General features: G+C 71.0%; 12 protein-coding genes and 1 pseudogene. 4 read left to right on the top strand and 9 right to left on the bottom strand.

The genetic code is table 11. The annotated features are described in order from the left end of the window. Positions 1 to 172: 172 nt before the first annotated feature. Together HUT10_RS08625 and HUT10_RS50720 are read right to left on the bottom strand one after the other, a co-directional pair. Positions 173 to 2,689, bottom strand: a complete 2,517-nt coding sequence (locus HUT10_RS08625; protein WP_254896764.1) for a CHAT domain-containing protein — start codon at positions 2,687 to 2,689, stop codon at positions 173 to 175. 71 nt (positions 2,690 to 2,760) lie between these two features. Continuing rightward, positions 2,761 to 3,351, bottom strand: coding sequence for a hypothetical protein (locus tag HUT10_RS50720; RefSeq protein ID WP_254896763.1), 591 nt, complete (start codon positions 3,349 to 3,351; stop codon positions 2,761 to 2,763). 148 nt (positions 3,352 to 3,499) lie between these two features. On the opposite strand from HUT10_RS50720, the gene HUT10_RS08620 reads away from it, so the two are divergent. The 3 genes and pseudogenes from HUT10_RS08620 (at position 3,500) to HUT10_RS08610 (ending at position 7,082) form a co-directional block, all read left to right on the top strand. Beyond that, on the top strand, positions 3,500 to 3,850 hold the full coding sequence (locus tag HUT10_RS08620) for a hypothetical protein (RefSeq protein WP_176170690.1): 351 nt from the start codon (positions 3,500 to 3,502) through the stop codon (positions 3,848 to 3,850). A gap of 807 nt (positions 3,851 to 4,657) precedes the next feature. After that, positions 4,658 to 5,950 (top strand): annotated as a pseudogene (locus HUT10_RS08615) (sensor histidine kinase); the annotation flags it as partial. A gap of 697 nt (positions 5,951 to 6,647) precedes the next feature. After that, on the top strand, positions 6,648 to 7,082 hold the full coding sequence (locus HUT10_RS08610) for a roadblock/LC7 domain-containing protein (RefSeq protein ID WP_176170689.1): 435 nt from the start codon (positions 6,648 to 6,650) through the stop codon (positions 7,080 to 7,082). Here HUT10_RS08610 and HUT10_RS08605 read toward each other — a convergent pair. The 7 genes from HUT10_RS08605 to HUT10_RS08575 all read right to left on the bottom strand — a co-directional run bounded on the left by HUT10_RS08605 (position 7,066) and on the right by HUT10_RS08575 (position 13,047). Then, positions 7,066 to 8,322, bottom strand: a complete 1,257-nt coding sequence (locus HUT10_RS08605; protein ID WP_176170688.1) for a CdaR family transcriptional regulator — start codon at positions 8,320 to 8,322, stop codon at positions 7,066 to 7,068. The two genes, HUT10_RS08610 and HUT10_RS08605, sit on opposite strands and share 17 nt — an antisense overlap. A 322-nt stretch (positions 8,323 to 8,644) precedes the next feature. Continuing rightward, on the bottom strand, positions 8,645 to 10,285 hold the full coding sequence (locus HUT10_RS08600; RefSeq protein WP_176170687.1) for a radical SAM protein: 1,641 nt from the start codon (positions 10,283 to 10,285) through the stop codon (positions 8,645 to 8,647). 34 nt (positions 10,286 to 10,319) lie between these two features. Beyond that, positions 10,320 to 11,009 carry an isopentenyl transferase family protein gene (locus tag HUT10_RS08595; protein ID WP_176170686.1) on the bottom strand — a complete coding sequence of 230 codons (690 nt, stop codon included), beginning with the start codon at positions 11,007 to 11,009 and terminating at the stop codon, positions 10,320 to 10,322. Between the two features lie 304 nt (positions 11,010 to 11,313). Then, on the bottom strand, positions 11,314 to 11,499 hold the full coding sequence (locus tag HUT10_RS08590; protein ID WP_176170685.1) for a hypothetical protein: 186 nt from the start codon (positions 11,497 to 11,499) through the stop codon (positions 11,314 to 11,316). 316 nt (positions 11,500 to 11,815) lie between these two features. Beyond that, positions 11,816 to 12,037: a hypothetical protein gene (locus HUT10_RS08585; RefSeq protein WP_176170684.1), complete on the bottom strand. Its 222-nt coding sequence runs from the start codon at positions 12,035 to 12,037 to the stop codon at positions 11,816 to 11,818. Next, positions 12,034 to 12,465, bottom strand: coding sequence for a hypothetical protein (locus tag HUT10_RS08580; protein WP_176170683.1), 432 nt, complete (start codon positions 12,463 to 12,465; stop codon positions 12,034 to 12,036). Before HUT10_RS08580 ends, HUT10_RS08585 begins: the two co-directional genes overlap by 4 nt. A 90-nt stretch (positions 12,466 to 12,555) precedes the next feature. Then, positions 12,556 to 13,047: a helix-turn-helix domain-containing protein gene (locus HUT10_RS08575; protein WP_176170682.1), complete on the bottom strand. Its 492-nt coding sequence runs from the start codon at positions 13,045 to 13,047 to the stop codon at positions 12,556 to 12,558. 197 nt (positions 13,048 to 13,244) lie between these two features. On the opposite strand from HUT10_RS08575, the gene HUT10_RS08570 reads away from it, so the two are divergent. After that, positions 13,245 to 14,564 carry an EAL domain-containing protein gene (locus HUT10_RS08570; protein ID WP_176170681.1) on the top strand — a complete coding sequence of 440 codons (1,320 nt, stop codon included), beginning with the start codon at positions 13,245 to 13,247 and terminating at the stop codon, positions 14,562 to 14,564. Positions 14,565 to 14,704: the final 140 nt, after the last annotated feature.

The following is a 14,704-nucleotide window of genomic DNA, read 5'->3' as shown; positions in this document are numbered from 1 at the left end:
ACGGTGAAGTCACCTTCCGAGGTGCACCCCCTGCGGGGCCGGTACTCCGACTCGACCTCGACGCGCTCCAGGTCCGAGAGCTACGGAGCCGCCGACCGGGACGGCGGGATGGCCACCGTTCGACGCGACGCCGGAGTCGTCCAGGGACGGCAAGCGCGCCATGCGGAGCGGTTCAGGGTCCGTTGTGGATCAGCGACGCCCACAGATCCGGGCGTCCCGGGTACTCGGCGCGCAGGTCGAGCGTGGCCCGCCGGACCGCGAGAGCGGTGTTGCCGGCTGGTGGCGTTCCGTCGAGGTGCCGGTAGATCTCGCGTGCGGCGGTGGCCGCCATGTCGTCGGCGATCGGCCACAGGGTGGCGATGACGTGGCGAAAGCCGGCCAGCTGGAAGGCCGACGCGAGGTGCAGTGATTCGTCGGCCTGGTTGATGCCCGGGTTCGCGGTCGAACAGGCGGACAGGTACGCCAGTTCGGCGTCGGCCAGCCGCAGCCGGCTGATCGCGGACAGCGACAGGATCCCGTCGTGCAGCCGGATTCCACTGCGGGAGGGCACGAGCAGGTCGGCGTCCGCGTGACACGCGAAATGCGCCCACGTCGATTCGCGCAGGGCGGCGAGGACGGCGTCGGTCGTGGCGTGCTCGCCGGCCAGCAGCGGCAGGCCGGGGTGGGCGGCGTGGAGCTGTTCGGCTTCCTCGGCGGTGGCCGGCAGCGGCGCCGAGTCCGGGGCATCGGGGACGGCCACGGTCAGCTGCCTGCGTCCGGTCGTCGGTGGGCGGGACCGGGCGTGGGTCAGTGTGCGCAGGGTCGCGGTGTAGGAAGAGACCACGGCGTCCAGTGCGCCCGGTTCGCCCGGATGCCCGGCGGCGTGCCAGGGGAGCAGGCTGAGCAGATCGGTCGGCATCCACCACACACGGGAGGTGGCCGGCAGGGCGGCCAGGATCGGGGCGACCGCGACGTCCCACAGCCAGCCGGTGATCTCCGGGATGACACGCCGCCGGCGCAGTGCGGCGGCGAACCCGCTTTGCTGGTTGACGTCGATGAGCTCCTGGATCTGCCGGTGCAGCTCGGCACCGCCGAGATCGGGCAGGTGGACGAGGATCGGATCGCCGCCGGCGGTGACGATGATTGCCCCACCCCGGCGGAGGTCCGTGTTGACCAGGACCACCACGCCGTCCGCCGCCGCCGCCCGCAGCTCCGGAAACGCCGGCGGGGCAGGGGTTTCGGCGGCAACGTCGAGTTCGGCGGCGAGCAGGATGCCGCGGCTCAGTTCTGCCACTTCGACGGCGCCCTCGGGATCGTCGATCGCGCAGTGCGCGGCGATTGCTTCCCGCACCAGCCCCGTGTACCGGCCGATCCGGTACTCGCGGTCCCGCCAGTTCGCGCCGGGCGGCGGGACCGACGGCAACAGTGAGGCGGCCGAGTCCAGCAGTGCCGCGGCGCGGACGTGGTCGCCGAGCACCGTCGCCAGCCGGCCGGCCACGTGGTACGAGCGCACCTGCTGCGTCGTCGACGCCGTGGCGGCCGAGCCGGCGACCGCGTCGATGAGCGGGCCGAGGCGGCCCTCGTCCAGCGGACGACCCGTGGTGGTGGCGAACTGGTGGTGCGCCTGGCCGAGGTTCGCGGCCACCAGTGCCAGGTCGGGGTGGCCGGGTGAGAGGTACGCGAGTGCCTGTTCCTGGAATTCGATACCGCGTCGCATGTCGGCCGCGTCGCCGGAATACCGGGACCGGCGCTGGTAGACGATGTTGAGCTCGGACAGATAGCGATACCGGTCGGGGCGGTCGGCGGGCAGCGTGTCCAGCGCCAGGTGGGCGAGTTCGATGGCCCGGTCCAGGTCGGCGATCTCGCCGTGGTGTTCGAAGCGCTCCCGATACGCGGCGCTCACCATCCGGATGGTGACGCCTCGGGTCGGATCTTCGGCCGGGATGGCGGCCAGCGCCTGCTCACCCAGTTCGATGGCGTACGTCCGATCGGCCGCCGCCTCGGTGTGATCCGCCCGGCTCCGGTAGGCGACGCAGAGGTTGGACAGCGACGTGACCCGCACCGGATGACCGTCGGGCAGCAACCCGAGTGCCTCCTCGTCCACGTCGATGGCCTGCTGGAGGTCCGACAGCAGGCCGGTGTGCGCGTAGAGTCGTTGCAGCGCGGGGCTGAGGTTGCCCAGCGCGCTCGCCTGGTCCAGCGAACCGGTCTCGTACGTCGCGACCGCCAGCCGGCCGTAGCCGATCGCGCGCCGCAGGTGGGCCAGGTCTTCGGTGGCCTCGTACAGGTGACGGCAGGCCAGGTTGAGCATGGAGGCCGGCACGGCCCGGCGCACGTCGTCCCCGGGCAGCATCGCCAAGGCCTGCTCGCCCGACTCGATGGCCCGGTGCAGGTCGGCGACCTTGCCGAACCGCTGGTACCGCTCGCGGTACAGCACGCACAGGTCGGTCGGCGGCCGGTGCAGGTCCGGGTCCGCCGTGCGCGCCCGTTCCTCGGACTCGATCGCCCGCCGCAGATCGGCCACGTCGCCGAGGCGCTCGTACCGGCGGAAGTAGACCGCGCCGACTCGGGCCAGGTAGCCGGCGTGGTCGGGGTGGCCGCCCGGGGTGCAGGCCAGCGCCTGCTCGGCGCAGTCGACCGCGGCGGCCAGATCGGCGAGGTCACCGGTCCGGAACGACCGGTCGCGATAGCCGTCGGCGAGATTGGACAAGCACGCCGCGCGCCTCGGGTCGTCGGCGGAGTGCGCGGCCAGCGCGGTCGCGGTGAGCTCGATCGATCGGGTCAGGTCGGGCAGTGCGCCGGTTCGCGTGTACCGGGCTCGATGGGCCGATCCGAGGTTCGACAGGATTCCGGCGAACTCCGGGTGATCCGCCCGGAGGACGCGCAGCGCGCGTTCCCCGTTTCGATGGCCCGCTCCAGATCGTCGGCACGGTGGGTGCGTTGGTGACGCCACTGGTGGCCCACGATGAGCATCGCCATCCGCGCGCCGGCACGGGGATCGTCATCGGCGGTCGCGGCGACCGCGGCCGCCAGCAACGCGATTCCGGCGCCGGCCAGGTACGGGTCGGGGGTGCGGAAGGCGGCACGCAGCAGGTCGGTCCCGACCCGATCCTGGGCGGTCGCGCTGGCTGTCGGGCCGAGCAGTGAGCGCAGCGGATCGGGCAGCAGGGCCGGATCGCCGGCCAGGGGTGCGAGATAGGTCAGTGCCCTGGCCAGTTCCGCGTGCTTGGCTGCGTCGGCCGCAGCGATGGCGCGGAAGAAATGCAGCCGGCCGAGCACCGCGCACGCCGTCGTCCGACGGTCGTCCGTGCCGGACGAGGCGATCGAGGCCACCTCGTCCGCGTCGTCGGTGGTCGCCTTCGCGAACAACACCTCCGACCGGCCCGATCGCCGGAAGTCGGCCAGTCGCTCGGACAGCCGAGCCAGCGCCTCGTCAGATGCCACCGGCTGACACCGTACCCAACCGGGTCGTCGGCCGCCATATGATCCAGGCAGCGGAAACCGAGCTGGGAGAAACCGGATGGATGACGCCGAACGGCAGGTGCTGGCGCAGTTCTGCCTCGATCTGCCGAATCTGCGTGCCGAGATCGCGCGGCTCGACGAGACGAAGCACGGGCAGCTGGCCCGGATCGAGCGGGCGGCGGCCGAGGGCAGGCCGATTTCCGGCCTGCTCAAGCGGTACTTCGACATCGACCCGGCCACCGGGCACCGTTCGCTGCACCACGGACTGCCCGGCGCCGGCGCCGGCCGGGCACACGAGGAACTCTTCGGCTGTCCGCACGGCCACTGTGCGCGCGAGGAACGGCCGGTCCCCGCCGGGCCGGTGCCGCGTTGCCAGGTGACCGGTTCGGAGATGAAGCGCCTTAGCTGAGCGGCTTCTTCTGGGACTCGCGCAGCAGTGGGCCGGTCCGCTGCGCGTTCCCGGCGCGCTGTTCGTGGTCGGGGGCACGCGCTTGACCTGCCGATGGCGACGCACGCGCGCACCGCGCCGGCGGCGAGGTCATCGGTCGGCCTGGGCCGGCTCCACCGTGGCGGCCGCCAGTTCGAGGATCCCCGTTGTCACCACTGGCCGGTTGTGCCGGTAGCGGCAAATCCGCTCTGACTCGCGCGCTGCCCTCGCACACCGGCCTGCCGTGGTCGGCACGACACGCTCGGTGGCGCCTATGAAAGGGCAACCGGGTCGGAGACGTGGACTGCTCCGCTTCGCGGTGACCTCGATCGGATGCTCGGCGGGCCGCACACGACTACGTGTGCGGCCCGCGGTGCGTCCACGCTCGCCCCCGTCTGCTGTGGGAAAGAAGCCATTTCGCGCGGAAAGTTTCACCGCGATGGCGATGGTTCGCCGGCACTCCGATGTTCGCCCACTTATGTGACATATTGCGGTAAATGTGTCTCGGGCGAGGTGGGTGCCGCCGATGATTTGGTCGCGGGGTCGGCTTCCTGGTCCGGAATTTGGTCTTGCAGCACAATGCGCAATGCCGGCTCAAGACGCTAACGTCCGGCGTTGCGCGGGCGCGGATCGGATCGGTCTGTTGGCGCTAACATCGGCTGGTTCCCCCGGTCCGTTACCGGCGCGATGCTCGTTGTGGCGCGTTCGATCCGTTGCCGCCTCCGGACTCCCTCCCCTGTCGGGCCGTGTTGCTTGGAGATATCGTCGATGACCTTTCCGGACGAATCAATGGCGGACCGCGCCCGGTTACCTGGGGCCTCCCGGTACGCCCGGGGTTTTCTGCGCGCGTTGGTGCGGTGGCGTGACTGGAGCTTGCCGGTCAAGCTTTCGGCCGTCACGGGCGTGCCCATCGTCCTCGCCCTTGTGCTGGGTGTCGCTACGATCGCGGCGCAGGTGGGGCGTTCGGATGAGTATCAGCGGCCCGATCGGCTGGCCGCGTTCGGCGGCGGGGTACGCACGTTGACCGCGGGCACCGTGGGCGGCACGCCTGAGCTGGCTGCGGCGCGCAAGGCCACTGATTCCGCGACCGGCCCGTTCGCCGCGGAGCAGGCTCGCGCAGCCGAGGTCGAGCCGAGGTTGTCCAGGGCTGCGGGTGCGGGTGACGGCACTAGCGTCGCGGTCTTGCTCCTCATCACCCGCCAGCTGTTGCGCTCGCTGAAGGTGCTGCGCCGCAGTGCCCTCGACGTCGCCGAGACGGCGCTGCCGGAGGCGGTCCGCAACATCCAGGAGGGCCGGGCGCAGGGCACCGACGTCCAGCCGGTCGGCGTGCACACCGACGACGAGGTCGGCGAGGTGGCGCGGGCCTTCGACAAGGTGCACCACCAGGCGCTGCGGCTGGCGACCGAGCAGGCCGCGATGCGTACCGGCTACGGCAGCGTCTTCGTCAACCTGTCGCGGCGCAGCCAGAGCCTGGTGCAGCGGCAGCTGCAGCTGATCGAGCAGCTCGAGCGGGACGAGGAGGACGCCGATCAGCTGGCGACGCTGTTCCAGCTCGACCACCTCGCCACCCGGATGCGGCGCAACAACGAGAACCTGATGGTGCTCTCGGGTGCCGAGCCGGGTCGCCGGTCCGGGAAGCCGGTGGGCACCACCGACATGCTGCGCGCGGCGGTGTCGGAGATCGAGCAGTACCAGCGCGTCCAGGTGCAGCCGCCGCCCCCGGCCCGGATCGTCGGGTACGCGGCGAGCGACCTGATGCGCCTGGTCGCCGAGCTGCTGGACAACGCCACGGCGTTCTCCGCGCCGGAGACCAGCGTGACGGTGGCCTCCCGGCTGGGCGAGAACGGCTCGCTCGAGATCGACATCCTGGACAAGGGCATCGGGATGAACGAGTGCGAGGTGATCGAGGCGAACACCCGGCTGACCGAGGCCGGGTCGGTCGACCTGGTGACGTCGCGCCGGATGGGCCTGTTCGTCGTCGGCAGGCTGGCCAGCAGGCACCGGATCGGGGTGTCGCTGCACGGCGGCAAGGACATCGTCGGCGTCCGCGCCACGGTCGTCGTCCCACCGGAGCTGGTCATGGAGGGCGACGCTGCGGGCGAACGAAGCCATGCTGCTTCGGCGCCGACCCGGACGAGTGCGCCAACGGAGGCCGCACCCGGCGCTGCGCCGGAGCGGCTACCGGACGGGTGCTGTTCGAGCCCGTCGACGGCGGCCGCGTCATGTGGTGGAGCCACCCCGGTCGTGAGCAGGCGGACACGGCCGGCCGGCACGACGACCTCGCGGCAGCGGAGCGGACCACGCCGATTTTCGGGGCCGTGTTGTCGGCGTGGTTCGACGACGAACTCCCCACTGGCCGACCGCCTCTCTCCCCGGAGGGTGGAGAGTGGTCGTTCCCCGGCGACGACGCGCTCCGGCGGGCGCGGGAGGTAGCCAGACTGGCCTCCGCTGACCGGGTACCGGGTGGTTTGCCGCGACGCAGCCCCGGCAAGCTGCTGCTGCCCGGCAGAACCGACTTGGCCGCAGGGGAAGGTTCGACTGCGTCAGGTGAACTTCGCGACTCAGCGTGCGGATACACCGCCTCGGCCGTTCTCGATGCCGCCGGGCAGCCGGTGTGGCCGACGGTGGATTCACCCGGAGATCGCGCAGCTGCCCGACCGGTGGTTCAGGCCGGGGCGTCGGGCAGGGCTGCGGAAGTGCGTGAGCGGCTGAGGAGTTTCCACAGAGGAATTCACCGCGCCCGGGCCGAACGCGACGGAGAAGGCCAGGAACAGGATTGATGGTGAACAACGGCAGGACGCCGGTACAGCGTGCGAACTCATGGCTCGTCGACGAGCTCGTGGTGAGAGCGCCCGGCGCGGCCCACGCGATCGCCGCCTCGGCGGACGGGCTGGTGCTGGCGGCTTCGGCGTGGCTTCCGTTGGACAGAGCCGATCAGCTCGCGGCGATCGCCGCAGCCGTCATGAACCTCGCCTCCGGCGCCGCCCGATGCCTCGAGGCTGGAGACGCCGGTGATGTCGTCGTCGAGATGGACCTCGGGTACGTGGTCGTCATGGCACTCGGCCACGGAGCGACCCTGGCTGTCCTGGCAAGCTCGGACAGCGACCTGGGCCGGGTCGGCTACGAGATGGCCAAGCTCGTCGAACAAGTCAAGCAGGCCATGACACCGGAGTTGCGCGCACAGCTGGAAGGGATCCCTACTTTCCCGGAGTGAGTACCGTTTTGCCCACGAGCTGGCACAGTTTCAGCGCCAACTCGAGATCGATCCGGTTGTCGGCGATCGGTCGCTGCAGCACTTGTTCGGCCTTGCGGACGCGGTACTGGACCGAGTTCTTGTGAATCGTCAGTGCCGTGGCCGCAGCGGTGAAGCTGCCGCCGGTCGACAAGAAGGCCAGCAGTGTTTCCCGGAGGCGATGGTGCTGTGCGTCGTCGGTGGCGAGGCTGCCGAGGGTGCGGGCAACCCAGCTGCGCGTTGCCGGAAGATCCACAGTCATCAGGGCGAGCGCACCGACGTCGCGGAAGGCGAGATGCCGGTGCGCGGACTGGTCGTCGACCAGCACGGCGAGTGCGTGCACTCTTCTGGCTTGATCGTGGCTGGAGCGAAATCCGGTGACACCGGTGCCCGGATCCCCGAACGCGACGCGGATGTGCGGCTCGATCACGTCCGTCGCCCGGTGCAGCACGTCGTCGTCGAACGGTGTCGTTGCCGACAACGGGAACCACACCCACAGGCAGTGCTCATCGGAGGGAACGACCAGCGGTGCTCCGGAGGCGGGGAGGCGCTGCGACATCGTGGTCGTCGCAGTCTCGAGTGAGCGCGCCGAGGCGTCGGTCTCGGTGTGCCAGACGAACGCCGCGAGATGACGCCCGCGCAGCCGGTATCCGAGCGCCTTCTCGGCCGGGTCGATGTCGACCCGGTCGCTGGCGAGCAGCTCTCGCACCCGCCTCGCGCGCACCGCGCTGCGGTTGAGCAGCCAGTGCTCACGTTCCTCTTGGTAGGCCGTGACGACCTGCTGAGTCACCTGGTCGATGAAAACGAAGGCATCGGCCAGGTACCGCCGGATGACCGCGGCCAGCACGTCGCTGTCGACCGGCTGCCGGACGGCCTCGGAGGGGACGTGGGCGATCAGGGTGTTGCAGGCGAGGAAATAAGCGCGGACGAGGTCGATGACAGGAGTGCCGCGTTGGGCCAGGCGCCGGGCGTACTCGATCGCGGCGGCGGGTGCTCGCACCTGGGCCGGGTCGAGCCCGTGGCGGAAGACGCGAAGGACGGTGCCGAGATTCTGCAGCAAGCTCGCGGACAAGAGGTTCACGACGGCTTCGTCGTCCAGAACCAGGTGGGGCAATTCGCGGGCGTAGACGTCGACGACCTCGGCGATGAGGTCACCGGCGCACGCGATGAAGGCGTCGGCGATTCGTTCGACGTGGGCGGTCACGATCGCGTCGTCGATCATCCGGGAATGGTACATCCGGCGTAACGGTCGGGAATCCCGCAGCCCACGTCCGCGAGGGCGGACGCGGGTCGCGGAGGGCGACTCACGCGGGGCTCACCCGGGTGATGCCGGTGCGCCCGGGCGAGTACGGCCCGGCTGCGGCCGGACGCACAGGCCGTGGGGTTCGTTCCCGGCGGGGATCTTCGCCGGCAGTGCGCCATCCTTTGTGGACAAGACGTACACCGCCCGGTCGCAGCGGCCGGAGAGCCGTAGTTGCGTGCCGTCGGCGGGCACCCCTTGTCCGGGCTGCCGCCGCCCGGGATGTGCTACGTCGCCCGCAGGTTCAGCCGCCGTCCCCGGCGTCCGTCGCGGCTCGCGAGTGGATGCCGAACCGCGACAGATCCGCGAGCAGGCCGTCCTGCCGCCGTGTCGCCTCGCCGGCGTCGGTGAAGTCGGCGCTGGCCATACCGAGGCGGTCGACCAGCTTCTCGACGACCGCGTTGTCGGCCGCCGGGCGGCCGGGCAGCAGCGGCGACTCGTAGTCGTGCTGCCACAGCCGGGCGATGGCGCGGTCGTTCTTCCAGCGCACCTCGCGCGTGGTCTCGACACGGAGCCGCTCCGCCGTCTCGCTGTCCATACCGTCGTGCCGCCAGACGCGCGCCTCGCCCGAGGGGTCCAGCACCTCGAGGCCGAACCGCTCCGCGTCCTGCCAGACGGGCATTGTCTCGTCCTGGAGCATGAACACGTACAGCGCGAACTCACCGGAGTACTCCTCGACGAGGAACCGCCGGGTCTGTTCGAACAGTTCCGGGCTCTCCCCGGGATAGCCGACGATGAACGACCCGAAGTGGTCGATCGGGCTCTGCGCCAGCAGTTCGTACGCGGTCCGGTTCGCCTTGGCGGTGACCTTCTTGTTCATGTACTTCAACGTGGTGTCGCTCATCGATTCGAAGCCGATGAACAGGGACCGGCACCGGGCGTCCGCCAGCCGGCGCAGCGTCGCCTCGTCGCGCAGGGCGTTCGCGCGGGTGTAGGCCTCCCAATCGACCCCGACTTCCTCGAGCAGCGGGAGCAGCTGCCGGAGCCGCGGCGGCGGCACGGTGAACGTCGAATCGAGGGCCTTGATGTACCGCGCGCCGTTCTCACGCGCGTACCGGGCCCAGTCGCCGGCGATCTTTTCGGCCGATTTGTACCGCCATTTCGGGGAAGCCGCGGGGTAGGAGCAGTACTTGCAGCTGAACGGGCAGCCGCGCATCGACTCGTAGGGCACCACCGGTGCCGGTCCGGCCGGCGATGGTGAGGGAGTCGCTTCGAGGTCGACGTACCGGGCCTCGGTGGTCCGGATCCGGCCGCCGGCGGCGCGGTACACCAGGTTCGGCACCGCGGTGACGTCGGTGCCGGTCCGCAGGGCGCGTAGCAGCGCGGGCAGGGCGACCTCGGCGTCACCGCGGACGACGTAACCGACGGCGGGGTGCTCGGCCAGGATGCGGTGGAACTTGAGGTTGCTGTACTGACCGCCCAGCACCACCGTGGCGACCGGGAACCGGTCCGTGACCCACCGGACCGCCTTGGCCAGGGTGGCCCGGTCCCAGATGAACGTCGTCGACAGCAGCACGACGTCGAAGTCCCCGCCGGTTTCCGGGCCCTCGCCGGTCCAGATCCGTTCGGTGGACACGGATGTGTAGTCGGCGCCGGCGGTGTCGAGGATGGACTGGAGCGTGAACGTGGTCAGGTGCACGGCCTTGCGCGGTCCGGCGTCCGCGTCTTCGGTGACGGCGACGCCCGAGGCGGCCCGCGCACCCCCGTTCTGCCGGGGGCGTAGCAGCGGCACCCGGCGGCCGGCGTCACGGAAGTGCAGCAGGGACAGGTCGAAAACGCCGGGCGCCCGCGAGCGTCCCGCGGACAGCGCCTCGAACGAAGATCCCGCGAGGAGCACGTTGTCCGGGAAAGCCGGGCCCATGCCGGAAACCAGGAGCACTCTCATTTACTTCCCCCTGAACGTCGGGATTGTTCGGCTTTCAGCACCGGCCGGCGAGCAACACGGTCAGCATGCGTTCCTGTTCCCAGCCGTGGGCGGCGTGCCGCCACGCGATCGCCTCGGCCAGCTCTTCGTGGACGGCGGCTTCGAGGTCGGGCCCGGCCAGTGACCCGGGGTCGACGTCGTGCCGGGCACACCAGTCGACAATGGCCTCCAGCCCGTTGACCGAGGTGACGAAGTTCCGGTGCTCCGGCAGGCGCCAGGCGGAGGCCAGTTCCTCGATGATGCCCCGCCCGCCGCCGGGTGGCCGGAGCATCCGCCGGGCCCGCTCGCGCAGCCGCCGCCAGTAGGCGCGGGCCTCCGGGGTGCGCAGGTGTTCGAAACTCAGCTCGAACGGCAGTTCGCCGTGGCGGTCGACCAGCGCGGTCAGCAGCGAGACCGAGCCGCCTTCCAGGACGATCGACGGGTGTTCGGCGGTCAGCCGGCCGAGCAGGTAGCAGAGGGTGCGGCAGGCGGCGTCGGCCGGGTAGTCCCCGTCGGCGACCGTCCGATCGCCCAGGAACCACCGGCAGACACCGTCGACCTCGTCCTCGTCGCGCGCGCTGGTGACCCGGAGGTCGACGAAGCACTGGATGCGGTCCGCGACGACGACCGGGGTGCCCAGCCGCCGGGCCGTCCGGATCGCGTGCGCGCTCTTGCCGGTGCCGGTAGCGCCGACAATGGCGTGCACCCGGGGTTTCCGCTCATTCCATCCGGTTCTCCGGCCGCCATTCGGTACCGGTCGGATCGCGTGCTCGATCGGTTGCATATCCCGGAAGTTACCGGCACTTCCCGGATTGACGACCCGGTCCGCGCGGAATTGATCAAATTTTTATTGTCGCGGCGGGATAAGTGTCATTTCTGCGCTTGAAGAATCAATGGGCGAATCGTGCGCAGATGCGAAATCGGATCGACCTCGAAATAATCGAATGGCAATTGCGTTGATAATAACGGTTTGTTTGCTGCCGGATGACCGAAGGCTTCCCCGTCGGGTGTCAGTCCGGTCCTCGGTGGGCCGCGGCCGCGCGCACCGGGGTTTCGAAGAGGTCCGCGATGCGGCGGTAGCCGACGTCGTCCGGGTGGAACCAGTCGTCGGCGAGGCTGCCGCGGACCGGGCCCAGCGCCGGGCCGCGCAGGTCGGCGACGTGCACCCGCTTGTCGGCGGCTGCGGCGTCGATCAAGGGGTTGACCGCCCGGGCGGCCGCGTTGGGCCTCGGTACGGTGGCGACGACGGCCCGGCCGGACGGCAGCTGGTGTCATCGAGTCGCCGAGCGCCACCCAGAGCGGTCGCCCGGAGCCGAGCGCGGGCGGTTGGTTTCCGCCCAGGCCCGCGCGAAGGGTTTCGCGGCCGGGTGCGCCGTGGATGGGGCCCGTACGGGTGGGTATCCGGGCCGGCGGAGGCTCGGGGAGGAGTCCGCCGCGGAGGCGCACGCCGGATGATCGACGCGGCCGGCGCCTGTGCGGGTCACGGTCGGGGGCGAACCTTCCGGCCGTATTTCACTCCGTGCCGCGAATCCGGGCCATGATCCGGCCGGCCAGGTCGGCAGCCGGCCGGGCTTCCGATGCGGCGATCAGGTCCAGGCAGCGGCGCAGCTTCTCCACTTCGGCCCGGAGCGCCGCGCAGCGTGAGCAGCGCTCCCCGGGGCCCTCGCGGTCGTCCCAGGAACGGATCGGGTCGTGGCCGCACCGGTCGGCTCGGCCGTCGCTCCGGGTGGTCACGGCGCAAGCCGGCTGCTCAGGGCGAGTCGTGTCCGGTGGAGGCGGGTCAGCGATTCCGGTTCGGACTGCGTCAGCAGTTCGGCGACCCGGGCGGTGGGGAACCGGAGGACGTCGTGCAGGAGCCAGCCGGTCCGGTCGGCTCCCTCGATGCGGCGAAGTGCTTTGAGCAGCGGGGTCGGCGCCGCCCGGTCGAGGCATCGTTCGACTGAACCCAGAAGCAGGGTCGCGGTGCTCGGCTCACGATCGTGCCGGCGCGAGAGCTCGACGAACACCTGTTCGGTGACTTCCTCGGCCGCCACCCGGTCGCCGAGCAGGCACACCGTCAGCCGGAACACCGTGACGTGGTGTATCCGGACGAAGTGCTCGAAAGCCGCGAGCGATGGTTCGGCCCTCTCGCGTCCGGTCGCGGTCAGGACGGACGATGACACGTTGACCTCCTGGAGGGCCTCTCTGCTGAAGCCCGGTGCAGGCAGGATGTGCCCACGGCCGTTGCGCCGGAAACGTGCGGGTGGCCGTGGTCAGCGCGCCGGGTCCGACAGTGACCGGATCCTGCTGAGCAGGTTCGCCGTCGTGGTCCCGCAGAGTTCCGCGAGCTGCTCGAGCGCGGCCGGGTCGAGGTGGATCTCGTGCGCGGTACCGTTCGCACCGGTTTCGGCGAGCTTGCCCTCGGCCCAACGCCGGAACGGGGCGAGGTCCTGGTGCTGGGTCCGGACGACGCGGTGCAGGTCGACCCGGACGCCGTCGGACTCGCCGGCGCCGAACGTGCCGAAGTACCGCTGTCCGACCCGGGCGAGCAGCGCGGCGGGAGATTCGTCCAGGGCCAGGCACAGCTCCACCAGGCGGACGACCGAGCACTGCCGGGTGCCGAGTTCGTAGGTCGCCAGGGTCTGCAACGACAGTTCGCTGCGCAGGCGGAGATTGAGGTCGCGCCGGGTGAGCCCGCGCTCCTTCCGCAACCGGCGGAGCTCCTCGCCGAGCATCCGCTGGTAGGCGCCGGCATCCAGCTGCACCGTCGCTCCTCCCTGTCGAGCGGCCGCTGCCGCCGCGCACACCGACAGACTAGCTTCGCCCGGACCGTGCTTCGACGCCGAGCGAAGGGTGGCGTGCGGGTGGCACGCCGACCGGCCGACCCCGTAGATTGTGCCGGGCCAGAACCGGGTGCGACGCCATCACCGGGCACCGCACCGCACGAGGAGGTGGCCGACGAGTGGCCGACAGTTCCGCCGCTGCGGACGCGGTGACCGGACTGCCCGGCCGGGGGGTGCTCGAAGCCGAGCTGGCGCGGATGCTGTCCGCCGCGGGCGGCGGCCGGGTCGCGGTGCTGCTCGTCGGGCTCGACGAATTCGCCGTGGTGCGCGAGGCGCTCGGGTTCGACGCCGCGGACGAGGTGCTCGCCGCGGCGGCGCGGACGATCGAGGCGTTCTTCGGCGACGTTCGAAGGGTTCTTGCGCTGCTGCCGGGTGACGTGTTCGCCGTGGTGCTGCCGGGCGAACACGATGCGGCAACGGTGGGAGAACGGGCGGAGTCGGTGATCGCCGCCCTCGGCCGGCCGTCCTATGTGGACGGGATAGGCGTCGGGATCAGCGCGAGTGTGGGTGTCTTCCTCGCCGGCACGGGTCCGCCACCACCGGCCGAGGTGATCCGGTCGGCGCAGATCGCGCTGCGCAGGGCGAGAGAGCTCGGCCGGACCCGGTGGGTGCTGTTCGACCCGGTGGCCGGGCGCGCGGACGCCGCGAGGTACCGCTTGGCGTGCGGCATCGCCGGTGCCCTGGAGTCCGGGCAGCTGGAGGTCGTCTACCGGCCGCACGTCGTGTTGCCGGACGCCGAGATCATCACCTCCCTCAACGCCGTGCTGCGGTGGCGTCACCCCGACTTCGGACAGCTGCGGTCCGAGCAGTTCTTCCCGCTCGCCGAAGCCACCGGCATGACCGGGGCGCTGGGGCGTCATCTGCTGGCCGAGGCCCTCCGCACCGCCGGTCACTGGCGCGGCAGGTTCGGAGCCGCCGCGCCGACGGTGTGCCTCACCCTGCCCCGGCGGATGGCGATCGACGAAGACCTCGTCCGCATCGTCGGGCGGGAGCTCGACCGCAACGAGCTGCAGCACCGGCACCTCGTGCTGTGCACGGACGTGCCTTCACTGCTGGACGACCGCGGCGACCTGCTCGGCTCACTCGACGAGCTGGCCCGGGCCGGTGTCGTGTTCGTCGTCCACATCACCGGGCTGTCCGAGCTCGAGCTGCTGCCTGCCCTGAACGTGCCGGCCCCCGGGGTGATGCTTACCGGAGCGATCATCGACGCACTGGAGGTCGACGAACCGCCGGAGCAGGCCGTGCGCACCATCCGGCAGGTGGTCGAGCGGGCCGAGGAGCTGGGGATCAAGGTCGGTGCCCGCGGTGTGCTGTCCGAAGAGCACGCGGAGCTGCTGTACGGCATCGGGGTCGTTGTCGCCGCGGGGCCCTACCTGCCCACCTACTCGACCGCGGCGGAGGCGGAGACCTGGGTGGGCCGGAACTTCCCGATCGGGTGAGTTCCCGGATCGACGGGTTTCGCGCACGAGTTCTCCTCGCTCGGCATCGCGGAATCGGAGTCACCGAGCCGGTGTCGGGCGAACCAGGCCACGCTCCCGGCGATGAGCCGCGCCGCAACGCCGGAGACGTCACGGGCCCG

The sequence above is a fragment of the Amycolatopsis sp. Hca4 genome (genome assembly GCF_013364075.1).
Lineage (GTDB): Bacteria > Actinomycetota > Actinomycetes > Mycobacteriales > Pseudonocardiaceae > Amycolatopsis.
This window is presented reverse-complemented; position numbering and strand designations above follow the sequence as displayed.

Bases quoted from the DNA above. Each gene is read 5' to 3' on its own strand.
- HUT10_RS08620 (WP_176170690.1), top strand. From the start codon at position 3,500: ATGGATGACGCCGAACGGCAGGTGCTGGCGCAGTTCTGCCTCGATCTG.
- HUT10_RS08610 (WP_176170689.1), top strand. From the start codon at position 6,648: ATGGTGAACAACGGCAGGACGCCGGTACAGCGTGCGAACTCATGGCTC.
- HUT10_RS08605 (WP_176170688.1), bottom strand. From the start codon at position 8,322: ATGATCGACGACGCGATCGTGACCGCCCACGTCGAACGAATCGCCGAC.
- HUT10_RS08600 (WP_176170687.1), bottom strand. From the start codon at position 10,285: ATGAGAGTGCTCCTGGTTTCCGGCATGGGCCCGGCTTTCCCGGACAAC.